We start from the raw sequence: 25,326 nt of genomic DNA on the forward strand, positions 1-25,326 counted from the left end.
GTGAGTGGCTATTTTTTGACAAGGCCAGTGGGCGGATTCTTGGGATATGACCACCTTCCTCGCTCTCGCCGTTGCCCTCGCCGTGGGCTATGCCGTCTATCATTTCGCCCCCAAAGAGGGTGAACTGCCGTTCTGGCCCTTCCAGGAATCACCCCATGACCGAGCCTTCGGCACCTACGATGAACAGCGCCAATACCGCGATCTCGAAGCCCTTCGCAGCCGCGGTCATGACCAACCAGTCCAGTCGTCGGAAACTGGACTGGTTTCGAAGCCCGATAGTGGCCGTCTCGCCGCGTGAGCGGCGGGTCGGGCCGAAACCTGTCACCGGGGCGGCGCACACTGTGCTCATGAGTTCCGGAGCTGACTCGACACGGACCGGCACCGTGGTCGCGGCCCTCTTCGACACCGCCATCGGGCTGTGTGCCATCGCCTGGCGCGACGACACCGTCGTCCGGTTCGCGCTGCCCGAGGCCAGCGAGGAGCAGACGCTGGCCTACATCACCCGGCCTTTCGGCGGGCAACCGGTGGCCGAAGGCGAGCCCGGCCCCGCGATCGTCGCGGCGATCGCCGGCATCCGGGCCCACCTCGCCGGCACGGTCGACGCGCTGCGCTGGATCGAGGTGGACCTGCCGGGCGTGCCCGAATTCCACCGCGCCGTCTACGCGGTGACCCGCGAGATCGACCCGGGCCGCACCCTCAGCTACGGCGACATCGCCATCCGGATCGGGGCACCCGGCTCCGCCCAAGCCGTCGGACAAGCCCTCGGCCGCAACCCGATCCCCCTCATCATCCCCTGCCATCGCGTACTCGCCGCCGACCACGCGCTGCACGGATTCTCCGCACCCGGCGGCATCGGCACCAAGGCGCGCCTGCTCGAGATCGAGCGCACACCCGGCTTCGGTGAACCCATGCTGTTCTGAGCGATGAATCGGGGCGGCCCGGACCGTCTGTTCCGAGGAGCCGGAGGGCGGGCGCGCAGGGTCGCGTACCGTCGCACTGCGGTGGTCAGCTATCGAGAGGAACATCATGCAGACAGTCACGTCGGCCGACGGCACAACGATCGCTTACGACCGGGTCGGCGACGGGACCGCGGGGACGGTCATCCTGATCGGCGGGGCCTTCAGCTTCCGCAAGTTCAAGACCATGACCGAGCTCGCGCAGACTCTCGCCGACGACTACGCCCTGACCGTGCTCAACTACGACCGGCGCGGGCGCGGTGACAGCACCGACTCCCCCGGTGTGTACGACGTGGCCAACGAGATCGCCGACATCGCCGCGCTCGTCGAGGCGGCGGGTGGGAAGGCCGCGCTGTTCGGGTGGTCGTCGGGCGCGGCGCTTGCCCTGCTCGCGGCCCGTGAGATCCCCGGCGTCACCGAGGTGGTCGCGTTCGAACCGCCCTTCGTGGTCGATGCGAAACATCATGTGCCGCCGAAGGATCTGGAAACGAAGCTGCATCCGCTGATCGCGGAAGGTAAGCGCGACAAGACGGTTCGCTACTACATGACCAAGGCGATGGGGATGCCCGCGCTGATGGTCGCCGTGATGCGGGTGACGCCGTTCTGGAAACAGCTTGCGGCCACGTCGAATTCGACGGCGCACGACTGGGCCGTGATGAAGCCCTATATGCGCGGGCAAAAGCTCGACGCGGCCGAATGGAGCGGCATCTCCGTTCCGGTCCTCGTCCTCGCGGGCGAACGCACCGCACCCCTGCTCACCAAAGGCGCGAAGGCCGCCGCCGAGGTGGTGCCGAACGCCGAGTTCGCCGAACTCCCCGGTGTGAGCCACAACCCGAAGATCTCCATCCTCGCCCCCGCCATCGGCGAATTCCTCACGCGCGCAAGGTGATCAACCGCTCTCGTTGCCGGTAGCCGACATCGCCGCCACCCCGCGCGTCAGGGTGGCGGCGGATGGTCGCGGAAGAACTGACAGGGATCACCGGCGAGGTAGCCGTCCATGCAGGCGAAGTAGGTCTGTACGCAGGCGTTGCTGACGCACCCGGCTGTGTACAGCATCCCCCGGATGCGCTCGTTGCGCTGCTGGGACGGGGCGAGGGTCTCGGCAGGTGGCAGCGCGGTGGTGGACAGCACCGGTGACGCGCTCGGCGCCGGTGCTGGCGCCTCAGGCGTCGAACACCCGGTGAGCACACCCACCGCGAGCGCCCCCGCCACCATCATTGTGCGCACCATCAGCCACCTCCATCCGAACCATTCCCGACGCTACTCCCGCCGGCGGCGAGCACCACAGGTGCGCCGGAGAACGGAGACCTGACAGTTCTCCGCCGACCCACAGCAGGCGCCGCCGGCCTGAACTCGGACGGTTCATCACCACGTTCTGGTGGCGTTCCGCTCTCGGGCGATGCCGCCACCAGAGCGTAGTGATCGACTGTCCAGGTCGCGACGCGGTTGCTGAGCCGGTACGCGGTGTTCGCTGTAGAAGATCACGACGAGCGGCGCTGGAGGTCAGGTGGTGGCGCCGTATCCGCTGCGAAGGACGCCGACCGCACTTCGGCCTTCCGTGCCCAACGGCCGGCGTGGGCCAATGGTGCGTCAGATGGTGGCACCGTAGCTGCTGCCTGCGATGCCGCCTGCGACCGCACCGGCGGCCGCGGCGGGAATGCCGAGAACTGCGGCGCCCGCGGCCGCGCCGACGCCCGCCCCGATCGCTGCGCCCGCACCGGTGGACGCGGCGGTGGCGGCAGCAGCCGTGCCGAGCGCGACCACGGCGCCGATACCTCCGGTGGGGACCGCCGACGCGGCGGCGATGATCGCGCCCGCGGTGCCGGTGGTGACAGCGCCGACCACGAAGCCGGCGCCCGCACCGACAGCGGCACCCGCGAGTCCGCCGCCGACCGCGCCGACGGCGGCCGCCGGGACACCGGCGAGGGCGGCACCGGCGAGGGCACCGCCGACGGTCGCGGCGGCGATCTTGTCGGAGCGGCTCGGGTTGATGCCGATGGAGCGGCCCTGGTTGGCGATGGCCGCTTCGACATCGGCGGCGGTGGTGTTCACACCATCGAGGATCTCGGCCGGAAGTTCGTCCGGAGCCGGGGCGGTGAAGTCACCCACGCGCAGAGTGCGCGGCGGCGGGGCGATCGGGGCGACGGGCTCGACCGGTTCAGGAAGGTGCAGTTCCTCGATCACGACGGGCGGCGCAGGGGTGGTGTATTCGGGCACCGGGCGCGTTTCCTGCGGTTCGGGCGCCAGATAGGCCAGCGAATCAGGTCCCTCGAAATCCCCGAGACTGGAACGCCCATCCTCGCCCGGCATGTTCACTCCCGGCTGCTCCGGCACCTCATCGGTCACACCCGGCTGCGGCACAGCGAGCGCGACACCCGCACAGGCCACCGCGACCGCCATCGGCAACACTCCCGCGACCGCCCGAGCGCTCATCCGCCCCGTCGATCCCCACACACCAGCACACCGACGGACCACGTCGAACACCCACTCACACGCTAGAAGAAACCGGCACGTCCCCGCGCGCCGCAGCGACCATAGCGTTAGCCAGATGGATGCTCAAATCGATAGCGTGTCCGCATAGTCCGAGCGTGTCGGCGGTGGAGACGACAAAGCCCGGCGCCGCTGCTGCGACGCCGGGCTCGACGGCAGGACTACGCCAGCACGTCGTGCCGAACGATCGTCTGATCGCGGCCCGGCCCCACACCGATGCACGAAATCCGAGCACCCGAAAGCTCTTCCAGCCGAAGCACATACGCCTGAGCGTTCGCGGGCAGATCCTCGAACGTGCGGGCCGCGGAGATGTCCTCCCACCAACCCGGCATCTCTTCGTAGATCGGCTTGGCGTGGTGGAACTCGGTCTGCGTGGTCGGCATCTGCTCGACCCGCTCGCCGTCGATCTCGTACGCCACGCAGATCGGCACCGTGTCCAGCCCGGACAGCACGTCCAGCTTGGTGAGGAAGTAGTCGGTGACGCCGTTGACCCGGGTGGCGTACCGGCTGATCACCGCGTCGAACCAACCGCAGCGGCGAGCGCGACCGGTGGTGACACCCACCTCGCCGCCGTTCTTGGCGAGGAACTCACCGAAGTTGTCGAACAGTTCGGTCGGGAAGGGGCCCGAGCCGACCCGGGTGGTGTAGCACTTGAGGATGCCGAGCACCGTGTCGATCTTGTTCGGGCCGATGCCCGAACCCACCGCGGCACCGCCCGCGGTCGGGTTCGAAGAGGTGACGAACGGGTAGGTGCCGTGGTCGACGTCGAGCAGGGTGCCCTGCGAGCCTTCCAACAGCACCGTCTCGCCCCGCTCGAGCGCGAGGTTCAGCTCGAGGCGGGTGTCGGAGATGCGGTGCTTGAACGACTCGGCCTGCGCGAGCACCTCGTCCACCACCTGCTGCGGGTCCAGCGCGCGGCGGTTGTAGATCTTCACCAGCACCTGGTTCTTGAATTCCAGTGCGGCCTCGACCTTCTGGGTGAGGATCTTCTCGTCGAGCACATCCGCGACGCGCACGCCGACGCGGGCGACCTTGTCCTGGTAGCAGGGGCCGATACCGCGACCGGTGGTGCCGATCTTGCGGTTGCCGAGGAAGCGTTCGGTGACCTTATCGATGGCCACGTGGTACGGCATGATCAGGTGCGCGTCGGCCGAGAGCAGCAGGCCGGAGGTGTCGACACCGCGCTCCTCGAGCCCGGCGAGTTCCTCGAGCAGCACACCCGGATCGACGACGACGCCGTTGCCGATGACGTTCTTCACACCGGGGGTGAGAATGCCGGACGGGATCAGGTGCAGCGCGAACTTGTCACCGTTGGGGAGCACCACCGTATGACCGGCGTTGTTGCCGCCCTGATAACGGACTACCCACTGCAACCGCTCACCGAGCAGATCGGTAGCTTTGCCCTTACCCTCGTCGCCCCACTGGGCGCCGATGAGGACGATAGCCGGCATTTCGGAGTCTCCTACAGATCGACAGCAGCACGCTTGTACTGCAGCTACCTGCCGTACTGAGGCGGTGGCCGGAGACACAGTCTAGCCGACGGCACTCGCGTGCCCTGTCCAGCGCCCCGACCCGCGCCCGGCGGGCGTGCCATCATCGGTTACGGTTACTTGCCGGCAGGGGGATTGCCGCGCTCATGGGCGACACACCGTCGACCCGACCGAGGAGGGTGTACCGCAGTTTGAGTACCCACGTTCTCCGATGTGGTGACCTGCCGGTCCCGATCGCTCTCGCCTCACTCCCCACCACGCAGACCGAGCGGTTACCCGATGTCGGGGTGATCGACGAGTTGCTGCCGGTGCTGGCCGCCGACAGCCTGCCCCGCCTGATCGTGCTGGGCGACGACGCGGGCCTGGCATCCGTGCTCACCCATCTGATGCGCACCGAACGGCTGCACGTGGAGATCGGCTACGTGCCGGTCGAGACCACCTATGCCTCGCGGGTCTATCAGACCGGCACCGGCAACGCGGCCGCCAAGACCGCGCTGGAAGGCCGGGCCGTCGAGACACCGCTGATCCGTGACGACACCGGCACGGTGTTGGTCGGCCGGGCGTGCATCACCGGCGTCGAGGGCGCCGGGCTCGAGGGCGAGGCCTATGTCGACGACACCTTGCTGTTCACCGGGACCGTGAAGACGATGCTGATCTCCCCGACGATGGCGATGCCAGGCGTGCGGGCGCGGGTGCGCAAGGGGCTACGCAAGCGCCGCTGGGTCGCCGGACGCGCCGCGCAGCTCGGTACACCCGGTGCGATCGTGATGCGCGACGGGATCACCACCGAACGCACCGTCCCCCGCTCGACCTTCTACCGCTTCGAACAACCCTGGCTGCTGGTGCGATGAGTTACTCCTTTCCGAGCACACGCGGCGCGGTGCGCCCGAGTCCGGTCTTTCTGCTGATCGTGGCCGTCACCGTGCTCGGTGGCGCGCTGGCGTGGGACGCCGACGTGTCCTCGGTGCGCGCCAAGGTCGGCGTGTTCGTGCTTGTGGTGTTCGGCTGGATCGTGAGTTTGTGCCTGCACGAATTCGCGCACGCTTATGTGGCGTGGCGGGCCGGTGATCACGATGTGGAGGCGCGTGGTTATCTCACGCTGAATCCGCTGAAATACAGCCATCCGGTGTTGTCGATCGTCTTACCGCTGCTGTTCATCGCGCTGGGCGGAATCGGTCTGCCGGGTGGTGCGGTGTATCTGGACACCACCCGATTCCGTTCGGGCATACAGCGTTTGGTGAGCGCGGTCGGCCCGTTCTCGAATCTGCTGTGCGCGATCGTGCTGCTGATCGTGATCCGTGCGATGGGCTCGGCCACCGAACACGCCGCGTTCTGGTTCGGACTGAGTTTCCTGGCGTTCCTGCAGCTCACAGCGTTTCTGCTGAACATTCTTCCGGTGCCGGGCCTCGACGGGTACGGGATCATCGAGCCGTCGCTGAGCTACCAGACGCGGCGCTCGCTCGACCAGTTCAAGCCGTACGGCATGTTGATCCTTTTCGCCGTCATCTTTTTCACCCCGCTCAGCCGGGTGTTCTTCGAGGCCGTGTACTTACTGTTCGATGTTTCCGGCATCCCGCAGTATTGGGCGGGCAACGGCAGCCGGTTGACGCGCTTCTGGTACTGACAGCGCCTAGGTCAGTCCTCCGGCGGCACATACGGATTCGGCACGGTGGGCGGGAGCAGTGCGATCGCGGAGATGCGTTGCATTCCACACACCACCATCAAGTCGACCACGATCGAACGGATCTGGGCGAACACCACATGCGCTGAAAGACCCGCGCCCACAACGAGTTCCGGGCGCGCGTTCTTGGCGACGCTGCGCAGGCAGCGGGCCGCCTCGGCCTGATCGGGTTGCTCGCCCGGGTCGGCGAGCATCATCTTGCGCACCACGTCGGTGGCGCCGCCGAGCTGGCGGAGCAGGTCGATCAGGCGCGGATCGAGCACCTCGTCGTCGCGGACGAGGGTGAGCGAACGGCGCAGCAGCACACGGGTGTTGCGCACGGCGTTGTCGAGCGGGTCGGCGGTGGCCCGGATGCGGGCGAGGCGTTTTCGCGAGTTCCAGTACAGCGGGGAGATGCGGCTCACCTCGCGACCACCCTCGAGCGCGGAGCGGAGTCCGTCGATCTGGCTCTGGGTGGCGCGCACGGCGGTGAGCGCGTCGTGCACCTTGTCCGCACTCTGCTCGAGCAGACCGTCGGCGCACTCGGTCATGGATTTGCTCATCACGTCCAGCACCTGTGCGGCGTGCTCACGCGCGCGACGAACCGGATGCAGCGGGATCGCGGCCACCATCAACACCCCGACGAGGCCACCGACGAGCGCGTCGATCATGCGGGACGGACCCGCGCCCGGAGCCTGGTTCAACGTGGACACGAGCACGGCCGAACCCGCCGCCTGAATCGTCATGATGGCCCCGGAGTCGAGGAACACCGACACCGCCATCGCACCGCCGACGACCAGCGCCACCTGCCACACACCGGTGCCCACCTGGGCGATGAACAGGTCACCGATACCGATGCCGACCGCGACACCGACGACCAGCTCCACCGAGCGGCGGATGCGCGCGCCGAAGGAGATGCCGATCGACACCACGGCCGCGGTCGGGGCGAAGAACGGCTCGATATGGCCGATCACGTCGTGGGCGATGAACCAGGCCAGCGCGGCCCCCAGCGCGCACTGGATGATCGGGATCGCCGACAACCGCAACCGCTCGACCGATTGCCGGAACCGGCCGACCGTACTCACCTTCGCGGCCGCTACGACGGGCGTAGCGACCTCGACGAACGGCCTGTGCTCGCTCACCTGCGAACGGCTAGTCGAGACCGAGTTCGGTGGCGGCGTTGGGGTCGCAGTCCTCGAGCAGGTCGAGGCAGCGGGCGTATTCCTCGGTCTCACCGATCACCTGCGCGGCCCTGGCCAGCGCGCCGACGCTGCGCAGGAAGCCCTGGTTGGGTTCGTGCGACCACGGCACCGGGCCGAAACCCTTCCAGCCGTTGCGGCGCAGCAGGTCGAGGCCGCGGTGGTAGCCGGTGCGGGCGAAGGCGTAGGCGGCGACGGTGTCGTGATCGACCTCGCCGTTGCTGCGCTCGAGCGCCGCCTCGGCGAGCTGGGCCCAGGCGATCGACGCGGCCGGATGATCGGCGGCGACCTTCACGGGGTCGGTACCCGCCGCGATGGCGTCTTCGGCGTCGATCAGTTCAGGGAGGAGGACCGGCTGCGGTCCGAGCAGGTCACCGAAGGAGGTCATGGGTTCATTGTGCACCGCCACGCCCACCCACCCCGCCACGGGTGATCGACGAACTCCCCCGCGCGCCGCACATTAGGCTGGGCGGGAGTTCAACGTTCGAGCCTGAGCGAGGGGTACTAGGTGTCCGACCCGACCGACGAGAACAACCCAGCAGCCGAGGACCGTGGTCCCGGTGCGGCCGGGACACACCATGACGCCGACCCGTCGCCCGACGAGTCGACCCGCCAGGGTTCCGAAGCGCCGAAATCGGTGCCGCACGCGGTGACCGAGCCGGAGCGGGCGACCGCCGGGACCTCGGAGACTGTTGTCATCCGGCGTAGTGAGCTGCCGGGCGATCAGGGTGCGGGACGTTCTTACGGACCCGGGTTCCGACCTGCCGGTGGGCCTGGTGCGCCGCAGGGCCCGGCCGGGCCGCGGGTGGGTGGTCCGCAGGGGCCCGGTTCTCAGCGTCCCGCCGGTCCGGGAAATCGTCCTCCCCAGGGTGGGAATCCGATGCCGCCGGGAGCGGGCAACGCGGCGGGCCGTGGTCCGAACAACCCCGGCGCTGCCGGGCGGCCGGTCGATGCGCCGGGGGCCAACGGTCCCGGTAGCGCTCCAGGGGCGAACGGTCCGGGAAGCGCGTCCGGGGCGGCTGGGCGTCCCGTGGACGGGCCCGGAGCTGGATCGGTCGGGCGACCAGCGAGTGGGCCCCCGAACGATCGATCGGGCGCACCGGGGTCCGGTGACCCCAGGGCTGCGGGCGGGCGACCGGGGAACGCACCAGGGCCGAACGGGCCCAACGCTTCTGGCGCACCCCAAGGGGGTCGGCCCGGCCCGCAGCAGGGGCCAGGGCGTGCGGCGCCGGTCGCGCGGTCAACGAACGGGCCTGCCGCACAGCGTCCTTCGGGTGAACAGGCAGGCGGTCGAGGTCGTCCCGGAGGCGTTGTCGAGAGTCAGCAGAGCTCTGCGGCTGGGGCACCAGCGAATCGGCCTGGCCAGGGTGGCCACCCCGGTGGCGGCGAGGGCGATACTCGCGGCGGCAGTGGTGTGGGCGGTGCGGAGCGTGGAGCCGGATCGCAGCAGCGTGGTGACCGGTCGGCGAATGCGCCGGGTGCGGCCGCCGGACGTGAGAGTGGACAGGGTACGGCCGCCGGGCAAGGACGCGAGCCGAGCGCAGAGCAGGGCTCCGCCGCGGGCGGTTCGCCGCTGGCCGGGTTGTCGAAGGGTCTTCCCGGGGAATCGACTGGCGGCGAAAGCGATTCGCCGGTACGGCCTGATTCCGCAGGCCTAGGTGGGGCCGATGCGCCGACTACCGCGATGCGGATCCCCGGACGCGGACCGTCGACGTCAGCCGATCGAGGCGAGCAGGGTGCGGCAGATGTGCCGACCGTCGGGATGGAGCCGGGTGATCGTCCCACCGCCGGGCAGCAGGGTGCGCCCACTGACGCGCGTGGATCCGCACCCGGCACAAGCGATCCGATCGAATCCTCCGGCGCGTCCACCAACCGTGACGCTTCCGCGGCAAACAGCGGCGTTTCGGCGGGGAGCCGAGGCGACGCGGAGCGCGTTGATCACTCGGGGGTTGATGAGCAGCGTGGCGAGCAGGGTCCAAATGCGGCCGAACGGACCGTAGACGCGGATACTCCAGCGGCACAAGATGATTCGCGCAGGGAGCAGACTGCACGCGACATCGAGCGGGCTGGAGCACCCGACGCCCGTGGTGCGCGAGAAGAGTCGCGTGGCAGCAACGATGCGGGTCAGCTTCGGCCTGTTGGCTCTGAATCCGCTGGGCGTGAGGGTGATTCGCAGGGCTCGGATGTGACGGAGAAGTTCTCCACGAGTTCCGGGCAGCAGCGTGGGGATTCCCAAGCGCAGGACCAGACGGGTGGGAGCACCGATAAAGCTCTCGGCGGTGCGGGTGGGGCTGCGGCCACTGCGGCTGGAGCTGGGGCTGCTGCTGCGGCCGGCGGGTTGTCGAAGAAGAGCGAGAGTTCTTCCGGCACGGGCGAATCCGGGTCGGAGGATCAGACCGTCGCTATGCGGGTGGTCAATCCCGCGGATGCGCCTACCACCACTTTTCCGGTGCAGCGGGGGACGGATCGGGTCGTCGGCGGGCGGGCTGTGACGCCGCCGCCCAGTACGCCGCGGGGTCCTGCGGGGCCGAGGCAGGCAGGGCAGCAGGGAGCGCAGGGGCCCGGTGTCGAGGACGCGCGCCCGTCGGGACCGCAGGGTGGTCGTGGGGCAGGGGCCGAAGACAGACGACCCTCCGCACCGCAAGGACCCCAGGCGCCGGGCGCTCCCCGCGGGCCGCAGGGAGGCGGCGCCGAAGACACACGACCGTCCGCGCCCCAAGGGCCCCAGGGGCCAGGCGCTCCCCGCGGGCCGCAGGGAGCCGGCGTCGAAGACACACGACCGTCCGCGCCCCAAGGGCCCCAGGGGCCGGGCGCTCCCCACGGACCGCAGGGAGCCCGCGTCGAAGACACACGGCCATCCGCATTCCAAGGGCCGCGCGGACCGCAAGGACCGGGAGCGTCTCGCGGGCCGCAAGGACCACGGGCCGAAGACGCACGGCCATCGGCACCTCGAGGTCCGGGCGTTCCGCGCGGACTGCAAAAACCTGGGGTCGAGGAGACCCGCCCGTCCGCACCCCAGGGTCAGCAAGGGCCAGGAGCTCCTCGCGGACCGCAAGGACCAGGGAGCGAGGAGACCCGCCCGTCCGCACCCCAGGGTCAGCAAGGGCCAGGAGCTCCTCGCGGGCCGCAAGGACCAGGGGTCGAGGAGACGCGCCCGTCGGCTCAGCATGGTGCGCAAGGAGCCGGTATTGGTCGTGGCCAAGGGCCAGGGGCTCCTTCTCCCGCTGATATCCAGCCGACGCGGCCCGCGCATCACCTGGCGGACGGGCAGCGGCAGGTGGCACCTCCGCAGCGGATCGAGCCGGGTCAGCAAGGGGCCGCACCGCAGCAGCAGGCGAAGGCCGCCGGGGCGGGTCGGTCGAAGCGGTTGGTGTTGGCGGCGGCGGGTGCGGTGGTGCTCGTCATCGCGTTGATCGTGGGCTTCGTGTTGATGACGACGGGTGACAATTCGCCGGAGGGGCAGGTGCGGGCGGTGATCGGTGAGTACACCGACGCACTGCGCGAGGGCGATCTCGAAACCCTGCGGTCCACCACCTGCGGACAACTGCACGACTTCTACCAGGGCATCAGTACCGAACAGTTCCAGGGCGTGCATCAGCTCTCGACCGAGCAGGGCTCCATTCCGGTGGTCGACAGCGTGGACGCGGTGCGGATCACCGACGACACGGCGCTGGCCGAGGCCACGGTGTACACGGCGGCGGAGTCCAAGCGCACCGCACGCACCTTCGACCTGCAGAAGACCGACGGCGGCTGGAAGGTGTGCGACCCCACGGCGGCTCCCTGAACCTGTGTGACCCGTCGTAGCGCCGGTCAGAGGTGCTATGACGGGTCACACATAACTGGTATCGGGCACTGTGCACCCAGTATCATTTTTCGGATCATGAGCACGGAACACACAACGTCGCAGCCGGACATCGATGCTGTGGTCCCGGAGGCGGCGCTGGTGGGCCAGCGCTTCGGATTCCGCGATCACTACGAGGTGGGGCGCGAGAAGATCCGCGAGTTCGCCCGGGCGGTGCAGAACACGCACCTCGCGCACCAGAACGAGGTCGACGCCCGCAAGCTCGGCTACGACGCGGTGATCGCACCGCCGACCTTCGCCTCGGTGATCGGGATGAGCGCCACCCGCGCCCTGCTCGACGGCGTACTCACCGAGTACGACCTGTCGCAGGTGCTGCAGACCGACCAGGTCTTCGAGATCTTCCACCCGATGCTGGCAGGCGACCGGATCCGCACGGAGATCGAGATCGAGTCGATCCGCCAGTTCGCCGACAACGACTTCGTCAATGTCGGGTTCAAGCTGGTGAACCAGCACGACGAGGTGGCGGTACAGGGAACGACGACCATCGTCGCGCGCCGCGGCGTGGAGGTCGACCCCAATATCGTCGAGGCCGTCGAGAACATCAGCATGCACCCGCGTCCCGGCGACACCGGCATCGCCGACGACCTGCTGATCCGCCGCACCGGCCCCGCCCCCACCGTGCCGCCGCGCGAGTTCGTTCCCGTGCACACCGGCCCGGCGTTCGAATCGCTGACCAAGGGTATGGAGCTGCCGGTCGCCACCGCGCGCGTCACCCGTGGCGACCTCGCCAACTACGCGGGCGTCTCGGGCGACCCGAACCCCATCCACTTCAGCGACCGCGCCGCCGAACTGGCCGGCCTGCCGACCGTCGTCGCCCACGGCCTACTCACCATGGGCCTGGCCGCCCAGTACCTCACGGACTGGCTCGGCGACCCGACCGCTATCGAGAAGCTGGCCGTGCGTTTCTCCGGTTTCGTCCCGGTCCCACCGACCGCGGCGGGCGAGATCCAGTTCTCCGGCAAGATCAAGTCGGTCGACACCGACCGCCGTGCGGCCACTGTGCTGCTGAGCGGAACCTCGGAGGGCCGCAAGCTCTTCGGCCGCGCCGCCGCGGAGATCCGCCTGACCTGACCGAAGCCGCACCGCCTAGCTGATACGCGGTGTCACATGTCGCTTACCTGCGTGTTGTCGTCCCGCAACACCCCGCGCGCACGCTTCGTTGATGGACGGGAAAGTGCGGTTCATCGAGGTGCACGGGTATCGGCGTGCGTATCGGATGGCCGGGACAGGTCCGCCGGTGCTGCTCATCCACGGCATCACCGACAGCTCCGGGACCTGGGCGCCCGTGTTCGACGCGCTCGCCGAGCACCACACCGTGATCGCACCCGACCTGCTCGGGCACGGTGAATCCGCCAAGCCGCGCGCCGATTACGCGGTGGCCGCCTATGCCAACGGCATGCGCGACCTGCTCAGCGTGCTCGGCATCGAACGGGCCACCGTGGTCGGGCACTCGCTCGGCGGCGGTATCGCCATGCAGTTCGCCTACCAGTTTCCGGAGAAGGTGGAGCGGATCGCGCTGGTGTGCCCGGCCGGTATGGGCGCGGGCGTGCACCCGGCGTTCCGGCTGGCCACGATCGCGGGCGCCGGGCCCGCGCTGATGGCCGCCACCAGTTGGCCGGTGCGCACGGCGGTGCGTGCCGTGATCCCGCTGGTCACGGCGGTCGGCGGGTTGGGCCTCGGACCCGACGCCGAATACGTGCTCCGCCTCTACGGCGGCCTGGCCGAATCGGGCGCCCGCAACGCCTTCCTCCGGACCATCCGCGCGGCAGCCGACCGGCGCGGGCAGACCATCACCATGCTCGATCGCGGCTATCTGGCCGCCCACCTGCCCACCCTGGTCATCGGCGGCACACGCGACACCGTCATCCCCTCCGGACACGCCACCCGCGCGCATCGCGCCTTCCCCGGCAGCCGCATCGAAATATTCAACGGCGCAGGCCATTTCCCGCACCACTTCGATCCGGACCGCTTCGTGACGCTCATCCGGCAGTTCATCGAGGAAACCGAATCGGCCGCCTACGATCCGCTGCGCTGGCAGCGCACCCTGCGCCGGGGCAGCCCCCTGGTCGCGCTACCCACCCCCGAGCCGGATCCCCCGATGATGACCGAGCAGTGCTGATGCCCCGGCTACCATGCGGCCTATGAGTTACCCGCTGCCGCCGCAGGGCTATTACCGCCCGCCGGACCACCCGGAATCGACCCTCGTGCTGGTGCTCGGGGTGATCGGGGTGTCGTTCTGCGGTCTCACCGCGCCGTTCGCCTGGCTGAAGGCCAAGTCGGCACTGGCCGAGATCGACGCGTCCAACGGCACGATCGGCGGCCGTTCGCAGGTGTACGCGGGCTACATCATGGGCATCATCGGCTCCGCGATGCTCGGCATCATGCTGCTGTTCCTCGTGCTCGCGGTGGTGCTCATGGTGATCGGTGCGTCGGCGGACACATCCACCTACTGAGCTAGCATCCTGCGGGTGATCGAACCAGAGGCCGACGTCGCGGGACCGACCGAGTGGGGTGAACATCCACACGGCCTCGGCCCGTGGGAGCAGGAGTACGGCACGCCCGCCCCCACCGACGAGCGCTACGACCCGGTGCTGCTCGCCGAGGGCGACCGCCGCAATGTGGTCGACGCCTACCGCTATTGGACGCGCGAGGCGATCGTCGCCGACATCGACGCCCGCCGTTTCCCGTTCCACGTGGCCATCGAGAACTTCGGTCACGACGCCAATATCGGGACCGTGGTCCGCACCGCCAACGCCTTCGCCGCCGCCGCGGTACACATCGTCGGCCGGCGCCGCTGGAACCGGCGCGGCGCCATGGTCACCGACCGCTACCAGCATCTCGTCCACCACGCCGACCTGACCGAGCTCCGCGACTACGCCGCCCGCGAAGGACTCACCGTGGTGGCGGTCGACAACGTGCCCGGCTCGGTGCCGCTCGAAACCGCCCAGTTGCCACGCGACTGCCTCCTGCTGTTCGGCCAGGAGGGACCCGGCGTGAGCGACGACGCGAAAGACGCTGCCGCCCTCACGGTTTCGATCTCCCAGTTCGGTTCCACCCGCAGCATCAACGCGGGGGTCGCGGCGGGCATCGCCATGCACACCTGGATCCGTCAGCACGCGGATCTGTCGCTGGCCTGGCCGATCACCTGAATCCCGCGCGTCACATCAGGTCCGCCACGCCACACCGGTCGCCACAGACCACAATTTCCTTGCCCCGCATGCATACCGACCTGGCAACATGGACCCCATGACCTCGCGTGGGGGCCGGCGCCCGCAGCCGACTGATACCGGATCCGTACCGACCCCTGCGCTGTGGTCCGAACGCGCCGACATGGCCGAATCGGCCATCATCTCGCGCCACCTGCGCGCCCTGTGGGGTTGTCCCGGAACGGAATTGGGCGTCGTCGGCTGGCCGGCCACCCGCCGTGAGCGCCTGTTCGGCAGCTGGCACTACTGGTGGCAGGCGCATCTGCTCGACTGCGCGATCGACGCCGCGAACCGGGTACCGACACCGGCCCGGCGCAGGCGCATCGCCGCCATCGCGCGCTCGCACCGCATGCGCAACATCACCGGCTGGACCAACCGCTACTACGACGACATGGCCTGGCTGGCCATCGCACTCGAACGCGCCGAACGCACCCAGGAGCTCAGCGCCGCGCGCGGCGGTCTGCTCGCCCTGGAACAGCAGCTCTACAGCGCGTGGAACCCGGGTGTCGGCGGCGGCATCCCGTGGCGGGTGCGGTCCGATTTCTACAACGCACCGGCGAACGGACCCGCGGGCATCGCACTGCTGAGACTCGGCCAGGTCGAACGCGCACAACAGATGGCCGACTGGCTGCACGACACCCTGCGCGACCCGCAGACCGGTCTCATCCTCGACGGCATCCACCTGCCCTCCCGCGAGATCGAACGGCCCACGTTCACCTACTGCCAGGGTGTGGTGCTCGGCCTGAAGGCCGAGCTGGCGGTACACACCGACGACGACCGCCACATCGACCGCGCCGTCGACCTGGTCGACGCGGTGGAAGACCACATGACCCACCGGCTGGTGATCTCCGGCGGCGGCGGGGGCGACGGCGGCCTGTTCAACGGCATCCTCGCCCGCTACCTGGCCGTCGTCGCGCTGATGCTGCCCGGCGAGGGCAAACGCCCCGAGGCCGCGCGCCGCATCGCCGCGGCCATCGTGAAGACCTCGGCCACCGCCGCCTGGAGCAACCGCCTCGAGGTGGAGGGCGAACCGCTGTTCGGCTACGACTGGAGCAAACCGGCCCGCCTGCCGGGCGGTTCGGCCGGCGCGGGCAAGTTCACCGCGGGCGGTTCGGTGACCGCGTCGGTGGTTCCCGAACGCGACCTGTCGGTGCAGCTGTCGGGCTGGATGCTGATGGAAGCCGCCTACCAGGTGAGTGCCGCGGGCCTCTAGCGCTCGCCGACGCTCGCCTCGCACTCGACTTCGTAGTCCTCGGCGGGCTTGGCCATTTCCTGGCGGTAGTGCCGGATGCCGATCACCGTGCCGATGATCAGGCCGACGACGAGGGTGCCGATCACCGCGGGCATCAACCACGACACCCGCTCGAGGAACTCACCCGCGTAATAGCCGATGAGCAGCAGCACCGGCGCCCAGATGATCGCACCGATGGTGCTGGCGATCGTGTACTTGCGGTGATCCATCCCGGCCGCGCCCGCGACCATCGGGCACAGCGTGCGCACCCACGGGATCCAGCGGGCGATCATCACCGCGAAGAACCCGTGCCGTTCCAGCAGATGCGTCACCTTCGCCAGGTTCTCGGTATTGATGTAGCGGCCGTTCTTGCGCGCGACCACACGATGGCCGGTGCGTTGGCCGACCAGGTACCCCACCTGGTTCCCGGCGATCGCCGCCAGCATGGTGCCTACGGACAGCCCCCACACCTGCGCTTCGCCGTTGGCGTGGGAGGCGAGCACGATACCCGCGGTGATCAGCATCGAATCGCCGGGCAGGAACAGCCCGATGATGAACGCGCATTCCAGGAACACGAACACCAGCACGACCGTGCAGACCACAGCGGGCCCGGCCGAGACCAGCGGATCGAAGCTGCCGACGGCGTAGGTCGATGGTCCCGCTGTCACGTCGATCAGAGCGTCTTGTTCGTCGAGACGGCCAGTTCGGCAGGCTCGGCAGGCACCACGGGGACAACCGGGAGAGCGCGACGCGCGAGCAGGACCTTCTTACCGACGGTGATGATGGCGGGCAGGATCGAGACGAACACGATCAGCAGGAAGATCGCTTCCACATGGTCGCGAATGAAGGGCACATTGCCGAGGAAGTAGCCGATGATCGTCACACCGCCGCCCCACAGCACGGCGCCGACGATGTCGAACGCCACGTACTTGCGGTAGCTCATCTTCGACACACCGGCGAGCACCGGCATGAACGTGCGGACGATCGGCACGAACCTGGCCAGGATGATCGTCTTGGGGCCGTGCTTCTCGAAGAACTCGTGGGTCTCGACGATGTACTGCTTCTTGAAGAAGCGGCTGTCCTCCTTACGGAAGATCGCCGGACCGATTTTCCGGCCGATCCAGTACGCGCACTGGTCGCCCGCGAAGGCGGTCGCGATCACCAGCGGGACGAGGACCCAGATGTTCGGGCTGCCCTGCGCGGCGAGCATGCCGCCGGTGAACAGCAGCGAGTCACCGGGCAGCAACGGGAAGAGCAGGCCGGTCTCGATGAAGACAATCGCCAGGATGGCGGGTAGCACCGCGTTCTTCAACCACGTGTCCTGGAGCAGATACATCGGGTCCAGCAACTGGGTCAACGCGAGGTTGTGCGTCATCACATCGGAAACCGCCAGCAAAGTCACGGGCCCCACAGTACCGGTCGCGGCTGTGAAGTGAATGGGTGTGGGCGACCTGGTGGAAACCAGCCGGTGAACTCATCGATCACTTCCTAACCTAGGGTGTGGCCTGACAGAATTGGTTTTTTGCTCCCCACAGACGGAGGTCACTGCTGTGCCTATCGCGACTCCGGAGGTCTACGCCGAGATGCTCGGCCGGGCCAAGGCGCACTCGTTCGCATTCCCGGCTATCAACTGCACTTCGTCGGAGACGATCAACGCCGCCATCAAGGGCTTCGCGGAGGCCGGGAGCGACGGCATCATCCAGTTCTCCACCGGTGGCGCCGAGTTCGCTTCGGGCCAGGGTGTGAAGGACATGGTCACCGGCGCGGTGGCGCTGGCCGAGTTCGCGCACGTGGTCGCCGCGAAGTACGACGTGACGATCGCGCTGCACACCGACCACTGCCCCAAGGACAAGCTGGACACCTACGTGCGTCCGTTGCTCGCCATCTCCCAGGAGCGCGTGAACAACGGCCTGAACCCGCTGTTCCAGTCGCACATGTGGGACGGCTCGGCCATCCCGATCGACGAGAACCTCGAGATCGCCAAGGAACTGCTCAAGCTCTCGAAGGCCGCCAACATCATCCTCGAGGTCGAGATCGGCGTCGTCGGCGGTGAAGAGGACGGTGTCGAGGCGGAGATCAACGACAAGCTCTACACCTCGCCCGAGGACTTCGAGAAGACCATCGACGCGCTCGGTGCCGGTGAGAACGGCAAGTACCTGCTCGCCGCCACCTTCGGCAACGTGCACGGTGTGTACAAGCCGGGCAACGTGGTGCTCAAGCCCGAGGTGCTGGCCGAGGGCCAGCGCGTCGCGGCCGCCAAGCTCGGTCTCGACGCCGACGCGCAGCCGTTCGACTTCGTCTTCCACGGCGGTTCGGGCTCGCTGAAGTCCGAGATCGAGGACTCCCTGCGTTACGGCGTGGTGAAGATGAACGTCGACACCGACACCCAGTACGCCTTCACCCGCCCCGTCGCCGGGCACATGTTCACCAACTACGACGGTGTGCTCAAGATCGACGGCGAGGTCGGCAACAAGAAGACCTACGACCCGCGCAGCTACCTGAAGAAGGCCGAGTCCTCGATGGCCGCGCGCGTGCTCGAGGCCTGCAACGACCTCAAGTCGGCCGGTCGCTCCGTCAGCGGTTCCTGATCGAAGTATCGAACAAACGGGGCCCGAGCTCATGAGTCTTGATGTCCGTGTGCTCGGGCCCGTTCGACTGCTCGTCGGCGGTGAGCCGGTGGCGGTCGGCGGGCCCAAGCCGCGCGCGCTGCTTGCCGCGCTCACCGTCAACCGGCGGCGCGCGGTGTCGTCGGCTGTGCTCGCCGAGATGGTGTGGAACGAGGATCCGCCCGACTCGTACGCGGCGAGCCTGCAGGTGTTCGTCTCCAATATCCGCAAGGCGCTGCGCAACGCCGGGATCGATTCCGCACAGGTGCTGCGCACCGAGGGCGCCGGGTATCGGCTCGAAATCCCCGACACCGCTTGCGATCTCGGACGCTTCGAGAACGCGCGCGAGGCGGGTACGCGCTGCCTCGACGCCGGTGACCATCCCGGTGCGGCCAACCTGTTCGGCGCGGCGCTGCGGGAGTGGTCGGGGCGTGCGCTGGCCGATCTGGCCGGCCTGCAGTTCGCCGACGGGTTCGCCACCGCGATGAACGAGGAGCGGCTGCTCGCCGCCTCGGCCCGCATCGATGCCGAGATCGCCTGTGGGCGTTCGTCTTCGGTGATCGGCGAGTTGGTCACCATGACCAACGAGAACCCGCTGCGTGAACCGCTGTGGGGTCAGCTCATCACCGCCCTGTACCTGTCCGGTCGCCAGGCCGACGCGCTCGAGGCGTGCCGCCGGGTGCGCACCGTCCTCGCCGAGGAGCTCGGCATCGATCCGGGCGCGGCGCTGATCGAACTCGAGCAGCGTGTTCTTCGCCAGGAACCGCTGAATGTGCAGGCCTTCAAGCGATCCGAGCAGGTCGCCGCGGCGATGACGGAGACCGTCACCGAGGTGCCGCGCTCGATCCGCAACGGCAATCTGCGCTTCGCCGACGGCCGCACCATCCCGATTCCGCACGGCGGCTTGCGAATCGGGCGCATGACCGACAACGAACTGGTCCTCGACGACCCCAAGGCGAGCCGCTACCACGCCCACATCATGCCCAGCCGCGCCGGTCTGCTGATCAAGGATCTGCATTCGGCCAACGGTGTCTATGTGAACGAATTGCCCATCGACAGTGGGGCTTTGCTGGGCGATGGTGACATCATCCGTATCGGTGCGACGGTCCTGACGTTTCTCGCCGTGAGCTGACCCGCGCTCGCGGCTACCGTCACCCGGTGCCGCCGAACCCGCGGATTGCGCTCGGCTCGACGTGCCGTCGGCGGTTCCGGAACGCGTGCGCCTACAAGCCTCTCCCGCGCCCGTCGATGGCTGACGGAGGCCTCAGGGGCTGCGGTGGTCTCGCAATGGCGGGACCGTGAGGTGGTACTGCGCTGCCGCGTAAGTGGCGAGGATGACGCCCTCGGTGAGGCGCCGTGACCTTTCCGACTTCGCGAAGAGGCGGCGCAGGACGATCAGCCCGTCGGACACGGTGAACAGCAGCGCACCCAGGCCGTAGCGGCTGCGTGGGTCTTCATTCGGAATGTTCAGTCCGGCAATGTTTTTCGCACCCGGCGCGAGCGACGGGTCGGAAGCCAGTGTCGCGGCCGTGCCGAGGGTCGCACCGTAGGTCGTGAGCGGCAGTGCCAACGCGGGAGCCTTCGCCCGCAGCAGCCCGGCCGCGCCCGCCCAGGCGAGCAGACGCGGCACGGCGATCTCGGGACGGGGACGGGCCCCGCGCTGCCACCACAGCAGCGAGTAGCCCGTCTGCATCACCGCGAACGACGACGCGCCCGCGATGAGGCGGCGGTCGTCGTCGGGGTCGATGAGTAGGACGTCGCCCACGGTGGCGGCGGCCAGCGAGCCGAGCAGGATCCGGCGCTCAGCCGGGTCAACGGCGCCGCTGGTCACCGCGTCGGCCGCGAGCAACGGCATCAGCAGCGGCTTGGCCACCCATTGCAGGCGTTCGCGGCCGGTGACGGCACCGAAAACGGTGACCGCCGCCGCCGCGAGATAGCCCGCGCGCAACGGACGCATCGTCAGAAGCTCGGTTCCTTCGGGGCGGGCGGCAGGGTGACGACCTGGCCCGCGTAGCTCAATCCCGCACCGAAGCCGAGCAGCAGCGCCAGCTGACCGCCCTTGGCCTTGCCGGTCACCAGCATCTCCTCCATGGCCAGCGGGATCGAGGCGGCCGAGGTGTTGCCGGTGTTCTCGATGTCGTTGGCCATCGGGATGTTCTCGGCGAGGCCGAGGTTCTTCTTCATCAGCTCGTTGATCCGGGCATTGGCCTGGTGCGGGATGAACACCTCGATGTCCTCCTTGGCCACACCGGAGGCGTCGAGCGCCGCCGACAGGGCGCGCGGCAGGGTGACCGCGGCCCACCGGAAGACCTTGGGGCCCTCCATGTGCAGCGACATGCGGCCGATCGGCTCCACCTCGGGATCGGTGCCCTGCATGGCCTGGGCCTTGTTCATGTAGGCGAGGAAGTCGACGTCCTGGGCGATGGCCTCGGCGTTCTCGCCGTCGCTGCCCCACACCGTCGGCGAGATGCCGTTCTCCTCGGCCGGGCCGACGACGACGGCGCCCGCGCCGTCACCGAAGATCATCGCGGTGCCGCGGTCGGTCGGGTCGAGACCGACGGTCATGGTCTCGGCGCCGATCACCAGCACGTATTCGGCCGAACCGGCGCGGATCAGGTCGGCGGCGACGCCGAGGCCGTAGCCGAAACCGCCGCAGCCGGAGGTGAGGTCGAACGCGGCGACACCGTTGAGGCCGAGGTCGTAGGCCACCGACGGCGCACCGTGCGGGGTGAGCTTGAGCCAGCTCGAGGTGCACAGCAGGACCGCGCCGATCTTGGCGCGGTCGACCGGGCTGTTCTTCAGCGCGCGCTCGCCCGCGGCCGCCGCGATCGAGCGGATGGTCTCGTCGCCGCTGATCCAGCGCCGGTTGTGGATGCCGGTACGTTCGTAGATCCAATCGGGCGTCGAGTCGAGAACCTCACACACCTCGGCATTGCTGACGATGCGCTGCGGGCGGTACGCACCGATCCCGAGCATCGCGACATTGTCGCGACCTTTGTTGATTGCAATGCTCACCACGGGTGACTCACACGTCCTTCTCACTGCCGGACGGCTTCGTCGCCGTCCGAGTTTTCTGACGTTCAGGCTAACTCAGAGCCAAGTCGTCGAGACCGAGGATGGACCGGTATTCCAGCCCCTCGGCGGCGATCACCTGGTCAGCGCCGGTTTCGCGGTCCACGACGGTGGCCACACCCACCACGATGGCGCCCGCGTCACGCAGCGCGCGCACAGCGGTGAGCGGCGAATTGCCGGTGGTTGTGGTGTCCTCGACCACCAGCACCCGCTTGCCGACGACATTGGGGCCCTCGATCTGGCGCTGCATGCCGTGGGCCTTCGCGGCCTTGCGGACGACGAAAGCATCGATCGGGCGACCGGGCGCGTGCATGACGGCCATCGCGACGGGGTCGGCGCCCATGGTGAGCCCGCCGACGGCGTCGAAGTCCCAGTCGGCGACCAGCTCACGCAGCAGCGACCCGATCAGCGGGGCGGCCTGGTGGTGCAGCGTCGCGCGGCGCAGGTCGACGTAGTAGTCGGCCTCCTTGCCCGAGGACAGTGTCACCTTGCCGTGCACGACCGCGAGCTCGCGCACGAGCGCGGCCAACTGGTCGCGATCGGCTTCGGTGAGCGCCTGACGTGCCTGGTCGATCATGCGGTTTCCTTTCGGTCATCTGCGTGGGCCCTGCGCGATTACGCTACGCTGCCGCCGCCGGGGCCCATGCCATGCCCTAGGTCCTGCCGCGTGCGTTGAACAGGCCGCGATTGAGCCGCGTGATGAGGGTGCGCGGAACCATCCCCGCCACCGTGGTGATGACCTTGTACTGCAGGCCGGGAACGCTGATGACCCGGCCCGCTTCCAGGTCGTGCAGGCAGCCGTCGACCACCTGGTCCACCTCGAGCCACAGCGCCTTGGGCAGCGAACTCATCTCGATGCCTGCTCGCTCGTGGAACTCGGTGTGCACGAAGCCGGGGCACAGGGCCTGGATGCGCACACCGGTGCCCGACAGCCCACCCGCGAGACCTTCGGTGAAGGCGACGACATAAGCCTTCGACGCCGAATAGGTGGACCCGCGGCCGGGAACGAGTCCCGCCATGCTGGCCACATTGACGATCGAACCGGACGCGGCCGCGATCATCGCGGGCAGCGCGGCCCTGGTGAGCTGCACGACCGAGGTGACGTTCACATCGAGCTGGGCCTGCAGCTCGGCGGGCTCGAGGGTCCAGAACTCCCCCGAATGCGCGAAACCGGCGTTGTTGACCAGAAATTGGAGGCCGGCCTCGGCACGTTCGGCGACGCGGGCGCGGTCGTCGTCATCGGCCAGGTCGGCGACGAGGACCTCGGCGGAGGTGGCGTACCGGCGGCCTAGTTCGTCGGCGAGGCCACGCAACCGCACCTCGTTCCTGGCGACGAGCACCAGGTCGTAGCCGAGCGCGGCGAGGCGGTGGGCGAAGCCGAGGCCGATGCCGGAGGTGGGGCCGGTGATCAGGCCGACGGGTCGGGACGCACCGGGCAGGCGCGCGGGGATATCGGTCATAGCTGGTCGATTCGGGTCGACGGGTGATGCCGTGTCACGGCATCGGGATCACTTCGGGACGGGGCCCTGGTAGGGGCGGAAGCCGGGGTGGAAGGGGCCGCCGGGCTGGTCGGAATCGTCGTCGGCACGCTCTTCTTCTACGCGCGGACGCGGTTCCTCCGTGCGCGGACGCGGCGGCTCCACGCGTGGGCGCGGTTCCGGGACGACGGCGAGCGACGGGCGCTTCGGCGGTTCGCCGAGCGGACGGCGGCCGGGTGCCGGCTGGTCCTCGAAATCCGGGTCGTCGAGGTCGGGATCGAAATCCGGGTCGGCCGCGAAGGCGGGTTTGCGCGGCGGCAGACGGTCGTAGTCGTCGTCGGGTGCCTTGGCGGGGCGCGCGGGGAACAGCGGTTCGGCGGCGCGGCCGTAGTGGTCGTCGACATCGGTTTCGTCGTCGGGACCGGGGAAGCGGGCGCGGCCGTCGGTATCGGGCACGCGGGCGGCCGGAGCGTAGTCGTCGTCGTACTCGTCGCGGAAACCGTCGGGCGACGGTTCGCCGATTCCCGAACGGGGACGGGTGTATTCGTTCGGCTCGGCCACCGGCGGCAGCACGTGCAGCAGACCCGACAGGCGGAGCACGGCGTCGATCGCGGTCTCCCAGTCCTTGGACCCGCTGCCGACCGGGAGCATGCCGAGGGTCCAGTTGCCCTCGCTCCACAGCATCTGCACCGTGTCGGACAGGGATTCGATGAAGCCGACCATCCGCTGGTCGACGGCGTGCCGGGCGATCTCGGGGTCGGTGGCGAACACGACCCGGTCGCCGATGGCGCCGAGCAGTTCCAGATCGTGGTCCTTGGGCGGCGACGCGGTCTTGAGCCGCATGTCGACATCGATCTCGGACCCGATCTGGCGGCGCACGGCCACCAGGGTGGCGGCGTCTTCCAGGTCGAAGAGCACGAATTTCTCGCCCTTACGGATGCCGGAGACCACGTCGACCGCGGACAGGTACCCGAGCTTGGTCAGCGCGCCGCGCCGCCACGTCGAGGCGAGGGCGGGCTCCACCGACACATAGGTATAGCCCTGGGACTTCGCCCACACCTGGCGGGCGTGTCCGGTGCGCTGTCGCTGGACCCGATCGAAATACAGCAGTACGACCGCACCAACGAGTGCGATCGCCGCCAAGCCGAACCACATAGCCGTCATCGTCGCCTAGCCTATCCAGCCGTCGCCGTGATTGCCCGGTAGCACCGGGGATTCGACGCGCGGGTCGCTCATCGGGGGCCGCTCGGGAGCGCCGTGCTGATGATGATCTTGGCGCGGATCGACCCGTCTGGGTTCTTGTCGCCCTGCACCATAACCATGTCACCGACCGGAAGTTCGCTCGCCTTGGTGGTGCTCAGCGAGATCACCTGCGTGGCCTCGTCGATCAGCACCCGCACACTCGACCCGCCGAGGGTGCTCATGGTGATCTCGGAGCCGGTGTTGGCGGTGATGCTGCCCATGGTGGCGCCGAGGTCTTCGGTGCCACCGAGGCCGGGTAAGCCGGGCAGGCCGCTCGCGCTCGGTGGCGCGGTCGGGGTGGTTTGCCTGGTCGGTGGTTGCAGGGTCTGGGTGGTGGGTGGTGCGGCGGCGGTGTCGTTGTCGGAACCGTCGCCACCGGTGAGCATCAGACCGGCCAGGATGCCGCCGAAGGCGATGAGCGCCACGACGGCCAGGCCGAGCGCGATCCACAGGCCGGTGTGCTTCTTCGGCGGTTCCTGGTCGCCGTCCTGTGGGCGCGGTGGATATTCGGGCTGCTGTTGCGGCCCGTAGCCCGGCGGCGGGGCGGGCGGGTAACCCTGCCCGTAGGCCGGTTGGGGCGCGGGCTGCTCTGCGGGATAACCACTTTCATACGGTCCCCATTGAGCGTCGTGCGGCGGTAGTGCCTGGGTGGGGTTCGACGGTTGTCCCCACTCGTCGAACCCACCGCCGTACGGCCGTGTGGTTTCGTTCCCTGGCGAACCCAGCCGTTCCGTCGGCGAATCCTCCGGGCGTTGTCCCCACGGATCGTTCGGATTCGTCATGTCCCCAGCGTAGGTCAGCCCGGCGCGTAGAGAGGGTCCTACGCACCGGGCT

The 25,326-nt window shown here is 68.8% G+C and carries 27 protein-coding genes; 13 read left to right on the plus strand and 14 right to left on the minus strand.

Features of this window, described 5'->3' with window-relative positions; all coding sequences use genetic code 11:
- Positions 1-46 precede the first annotated feature (46 nt).
- From ACWEVR_RS09340 to ACWEVR_RS09350, 3 genes are all read left to right on the plus strand, one after another.
- On the plus strand, positions 47-298 hold the full coding sequence (locus ACWEVR_RS09340) for a hypothetical protein (protein WP_452466479.1): 252 nt from the start codon (positions 47-49) through the stop codon (positions 296-298).
- Between the two features lie 49 nt (positions 299-347).
- Positions 348-920 (plus strand): methylated-DNA--[protein]-cysteine S-methyltransferase, encoded by a 573-nt coding sequence (locus ACWEVR_RS09345; RefSeq protein WP_452466480.1) that lies wholly within the window; start codon positions 348-350, stop codon positions 918-920.
- 106 nt (positions 921-1,026) lie between these two features.
- A complete protein-coding gene (locus ACWEVR_RS09350; RefSeq protein WP_452466481.1) occupies positions 1,027-1,845 on the plus strand; it encodes an alpha/beta fold hydrolase in 819 nt (272 codons plus the stop codon).
- Between the two features lie 47 nt (positions 1,846-1,892).
- On the opposite strand, the gene ACWEVR_RS09355 is transcribed toward ACWEVR_RS09350, so the two are convergent.
- The 3 genes from ACWEVR_RS09355 to ACWEVR_RS09365 all read right to left on the minus strand — a co-directional run bounded on the left by ACWEVR_RS09355 (position 1,893) and on the right by ACWEVR_RS09365 (position 4,897).
- Complete coding sequence (locus tag ACWEVR_RS09355; protein ID WP_452466482.1) at positions 1,893-2,186, minus strand: hypothetical protein; 294 nt, start codon at positions 2,184-2,186, stop codon at positions 1,893-1,895.
- Positions 2,187-2,546: 360 nt separating this feature from the next.
- Complete coding sequence (locus ACWEVR_RS09360) at positions 2,547-3,389, minus strand: hypothetical protein (RefSeq protein ID WP_452466483.1); 843 nt, start codon at positions 3,387-3,389, stop codon at positions 2,547-2,549.
- Between the two features lie 218 nt (positions 3,390-3,607).
- The gene (locus tag ACWEVR_RS09365) at positions 3,608-4,897 is read right to left on the minus strand and encodes an adenylosuccinate synthase (RefSeq protein ID WP_067484365.1); all 1,290 of its coding nucleotides are present in this window, start codon (positions 4,895-4,897) and stop codon (positions 3,608-3,610) included.
- Positions 4,898-5,127: 230 nt separating this feature from the next.
- Here ACWEVR_RS09365 and ACWEVR_RS09370 point away from each other — a divergent pair, with 230 nt between their 5' ends.
- Together ACWEVR_RS09370 and ACWEVR_RS09375 are read left to right on the plus strand one after the other, a co-directional pair.
- A complete protein-coding gene (locus ACWEVR_RS09370) occupies positions 5,128-5,787 on the plus strand; it encodes a hypothetical protein (RefSeq protein ID WP_452466484.1) in 660 nt (219 codons plus the stop codon).
- Entirely contained in the window at positions 5,784-6,560 is a 777-nt protein-coding gene (locus ACWEVR_RS09375) for a site-2 protease family protein (RefSeq protein ID WP_357150378.1), read from the plus strand. The genes ACWEVR_RS09370 and ACWEVR_RS09375 overlap by 4 nt, the downstream gene beginning before the upstream one ends.
- Before the next feature lie 11 nt (positions 6,561-6,571).
- On the opposite strand, the gene ACWEVR_RS09380 is transcribed toward ACWEVR_RS09375, so the two are convergent.
- From ACWEVR_RS09380 to ACWEVR_RS09390, 3 genes are all read right to left on the minus strand, one after another.
- Complete coding sequence (locus ACWEVR_RS09380; protein ID WP_243749823.1) at positions 6,572-7,681, minus strand: FUSC family protein; 1,110 nt, start codon at positions 7,679-7,681, stop codon at positions 6,572-6,574.
- A 67-nt stretch (positions 7,682-7,748) separates the two neighbouring features.
- Positions 7,749-8,183: a DUF3151 domain-containing protein gene (locus tag ACWEVR_RS09385; RefSeq protein WP_067642176.1), complete on the minus strand. Its 435-nt coding sequence runs from the start codon at positions 8,181-8,183 to the stop codon at positions 7,749-7,751.
- An 852-nt stretch (positions 8,184-9,035) separates the two neighbouring features.
- Positions 9,036-9,320, minus strand: a complete 285-nt coding sequence (locus ACWEVR_RS09390; RefSeq protein ID WP_452466485.1) for a hypothetical protein — start codon at positions 9,318-9,320, stop codon at positions 9,036-9,038.
- Positions 9,321-11,072: 1,752 nt separating this feature from the next.
- Between ACWEVR_RS09390 and ACWEVR_RS09395 the strand changes: the two genes are divergently transcribed.
- From ACWEVR_RS09395 to ACWEVR_RS09420, 6 genes are all read left to right on the plus strand, one after another.
- Complete coding sequence (locus tag ACWEVR_RS09395; RefSeq protein ID WP_452466486.1) at positions 11,073-11,579, plus strand: Rv0361 family membrane protein; 507 nt, start codon at positions 11,073-11,075, stop codon at positions 11,577-11,579.
- A 96-nt stretch (positions 11,580-11,675) separates the two neighbouring features.
- The gene (locus tag ACWEVR_RS09400) at positions 11,676-12,728 is read left to right on the plus strand and encodes a fused (3R)-hydroxyacyl-ACP dehydratase subunits HadA/HadB (protein WP_452466487.1); all 1,053 of its coding nucleotides are present in this window, start codon (positions 11,676-11,678) and stop codon (positions 12,726-12,728) included.
- A gap of 91 nt (positions 12,729-12,819) precedes the next feature.
- The gene (locus ACWEVR_RS09405; protein WP_452466488.1) at positions 12,820-13,776 is read left to right on the plus strand and encodes an alpha/beta fold hydrolase; all 957 of its coding nucleotides are present in this window, start codon (positions 12,820-12,822) and stop codon (positions 13,774-13,776) included.
- A gap of 22 nt (positions 13,777-13,798) precedes the next feature.
- Positions 13,799-14,110, plus strand: a complete 312-nt coding sequence (locus ACWEVR_RS09410; RefSeq protein ID WP_067642141.1) for a DUF4190 domain-containing protein — start codon at positions 13,799-13,801, stop codon at positions 14,108-14,110.
- A 15-nt stretch (positions 14,111-14,125) separates the two neighbouring features.
- Positions 14,126-14,806: a TrmH family RNA methyltransferase gene (locus ACWEVR_RS09415; RefSeq protein WP_452466489.1), complete on the plus strand. Its 681-nt coding sequence runs from the start codon at positions 14,126-14,128 to the stop codon at positions 14,804-14,806.
- A 181-nt stretch (positions 14,807-14,987) separates the two neighbouring features.
- Positions 14,988-16,076 carry a glycoside hydrolase family 76 protein gene (locus ACWEVR_RS09420; protein WP_452466536.1) on the plus strand — a complete coding sequence of 363 codons (1,089 nt, stop codon included), beginning with the start codon at positions 14,988-14,990 and terminating at the stop codon, positions 16,074-16,076.
- On the opposite strand, the gene ACWEVR_RS09425 is transcribed toward ACWEVR_RS09420, so the two are convergent.
- The gene (locus tag ACWEVR_RS09425; protein WP_067484333.1) at positions 16,073-16,762 is read right to left on the minus strand and encodes a DedA family protein; all 690 of its coding nucleotides are present in this window, start codon (positions 16,760-16,762) and stop codon (positions 16,073-16,075) included. The genes ACWEVR_RS09420 and ACWEVR_RS09425 overlap by 4 nt on opposite strands.
- 5 nt (positions 16,763-16,767) lie before the next feature.
- Positions 16,768-17,472 carry a DedA family protein gene (locus tag ACWEVR_RS09430; RefSeq protein WP_452466537.1) on the minus strand — a complete coding sequence of 235 codons (705 nt, stop codon included), beginning with the start codon at positions 17,470-17,472 and terminating at the stop codon, positions 16,768-16,770.
- 172 nt (positions 17,473-17,644) lie between these two features.
- Here ACWEVR_RS09430 and fbaA point away from each other — a divergent pair, with 172 nt between their 5' ends.
- Positions 17,645-18,682 carry a class II fructose-bisphosphate aldolase gene (fbaA, locus tag ACWEVR_RS09435; protein ID WP_181699924.1) on the plus strand — a complete coding sequence of 346 codons (1,038 nt, stop codon included), beginning with the start codon at positions 17,645-17,647 and terminating at the stop codon, positions 18,680-18,682.
- Positions 18,683-18,713: 31 nt separating this feature from the next.
- Positions 18,714-19,832 (plus strand): BTAD domain-containing putative transcriptional regulator, encoded by a 1,119-nt coding sequence (locus ACWEVR_RS09440; RefSeq protein ID WP_452466490.1) that lies wholly within the window; start codon positions 18,714-18,716, stop codon positions 19,830-19,832.
- A 132-nt stretch (positions 19,833-19,964) separates the two neighbouring features.
- Here the strand turns inward: ACWEVR_RS09440 and ACWEVR_RS09445 are convergent, their stop codons facing one another.
- The 6 genes from ACWEVR_RS09445 to ACWEVR_RS09470 form a co-directional block, all read right to left on the minus strand.
- Positions 19,965-20,657 carry a lysoplasmalogenase gene (locus tag ACWEVR_RS09445; RefSeq protein ID WP_452466491.1) on the minus strand — a complete coding sequence of 231 codons (693 nt, stop codon included), beginning with the start codon at positions 20,655-20,657 and terminating at the stop codon, positions 19,965-19,967.
- 2 nt (positions 20,658-20,659) lie between these two features.
- On the minus strand, positions 20,660-21,718 hold the full coding sequence (locus ACWEVR_RS09450; RefSeq protein WP_067484322.1) for a beta-ketoacyl-ACP synthase 3: 1,059 nt from the start codon (positions 21,716-21,718) through the stop codon (positions 20,660-20,662).
- A gap of 67 nt (positions 21,719-21,785) precedes the next feature.
- Positions 21,786-22,349: an orotate phosphoribosyltransferase gene (pyrE, locus tag ACWEVR_RS09455; protein WP_067484319.1), complete on the minus strand. Its 564-nt coding sequence runs from the start codon at positions 22,347-22,349 to the stop codon at positions 21,786-21,788.
- A 76-nt stretch (positions 22,350-22,425) separates the two neighbouring features.
- Positions 22,426-23,232, minus strand: coding sequence for an SDR family NAD(P)-dependent oxidoreductase (locus ACWEVR_RS09460; protein ID WP_452466492.1), 807 nt, complete (start codon positions 23,230-23,232; stop codon positions 22,426-22,428).
- A gap of 48 nt (positions 23,233-23,280) precedes the next feature.
- Positions 23,281-24,414 (minus strand): hypothetical protein, encoded by a 1,134-nt coding sequence (locus tag ACWEVR_RS09465; RefSeq protein WP_452466493.1) that lies wholly within the window; start codon positions 24,412-24,414, stop codon positions 23,281-23,283.
- Between the two features lie 68 nt (positions 24,415-24,482).
- Positions 24,483-25,274 (minus strand): DUF5666 domain-containing protein, encoded by a 792-nt coding sequence (locus ACWEVR_RS09470; RefSeq protein ID WP_378666829.1) that lies wholly within the window; start codon positions 25,272-25,274, stop codon positions 24,483-24,485.
- Between the last annotated feature and the right edge of the window lie 52 nt (positions 25,275-25,326).

This window comes from Nocardia sp. NPDC003979 (assembly GCF_053605015.1).

Coding starts and splice junctions, on each gene's coding strand:
- ACWEVR_RS09340 (WP_452466479.1), top strand. CDS start 47: ATGACCACCTTCCTCGCTCTCGCCGTTGCCCTCGCCGTGGGCTATGCC.
- ACWEVR_RS09345 (WP_452466480.1), top strand. CDS start 348: ATGAGTTCCGGAGCTGACTCGACACGGACCGGCACCGTGGTCGCGGCC.
- ACWEVR_RS09350 (WP_452466481.1), top strand. CDS start 1,027: ATGCAGACAGTCACGTCGGCCGACGGCACAACGATCGCTTACGACCGG.
- ACWEVR_RS09355 (WP_452466482.1), bottom strand. CDS start 2,186: ATGGTGCGCACAATGATGGTGGCGGGGGCGCTCGCGGTGGGTGTGCTC.
- ACWEVR_RS09360 (WP_452466483.1), bottom strand. CDS start 3,389: ATGAGCGCTCGGGCGGTCGCGGGAGTGTTGCCGATGGCGGTCGCGGTG.
- ACWEVR_RS09365 (WP_067484365.1), bottom strand. CDS start 4,897: ATGCCGGCTATCGTCCTCATCGGCGCCCAGTGGGGCGACGAGGGTAAG.
- ACWEVR_RS09375 (WP_357150378.1), top strand. CDS start 5,784: ATGAGTTACTCCTTTCCGAGCACACGCGGCGCGGTGCGCCCGAGTCCG.
- ACWEVR_RS09385 (WP_067642176.1), bottom strand. CDS start 8,183: ATGACCTCCTTCGGTGACCTGCTCGGACCGCAGCCGGTCCTCCTCCCT.
- ACWEVR_RS09400 (WP_452466487.1), top strand. CDS start 11,676: ATGAGCACGGAACACACAACGTCGCAGCCGGACATCGATGCTGTGGTC.
- ACWEVR_RS09405 (WP_452466488.1), top strand. CDS start 12,820: ATGGACGGGAAAGTGCGGTTCATCGAGGTGCACGGGTATCGGCGTGCG.
- ACWEVR_RS09410 (WP_067642141.1), top strand. CDS start 13,799: ATGAGTTACCCGCTGCCGCCGCAGGGCTATTACCGCCCGCCGGACCAC.
- ACWEVR_RS09420 (WP_452466536.1), top strand. CDS start 14,988: ATGGCCGAATCGGCCATCATCTCGCGCCACCTGCGCGCCCTGTGGGGT.
- ACWEVR_RS09440 (WP_452466490.1), top strand. CDS start 18,714: ATGAGTCTTGATGTCCGTGTGCTCGGGCCCGTTCGACTGCTCGTCGGC.
- ACWEVR_RS09445 (WP_452466491.1), bottom strand. CDS start 20,657: ATGCGTCCGTTGCGCGCGGGCTATCTCGCGGCGGCGGCGGTCACCGTT.
- pyrE (WP_067484319.1), bottom strand. CDS start 22,349: ATGATCGACCAGGCACGTCAGGCGCTCACCGAAGCCGATCGCGACCAG.
- ACWEVR_RS09460 (WP_452466492.1), bottom strand. CDS start 23,232: ATGACCGATATCCCCGCGCGCCTGCCCGGTGCGTCCCGACCCGTCGGC.
- ACWEVR_RS09465 (WP_452466493.1), bottom strand. CDS start 24,414: ATGACGGCTATGTGGTTCGGCTTGGCGGCGATCGCACTCGTTGGTGCG.
- ACWEVR_RS09470 (WP_378666829.1), bottom strand. CDS start 25,274: ATGACGAATCCGAACGATCCGTGGGGACAACGCCCGGAGGATTCGCCG.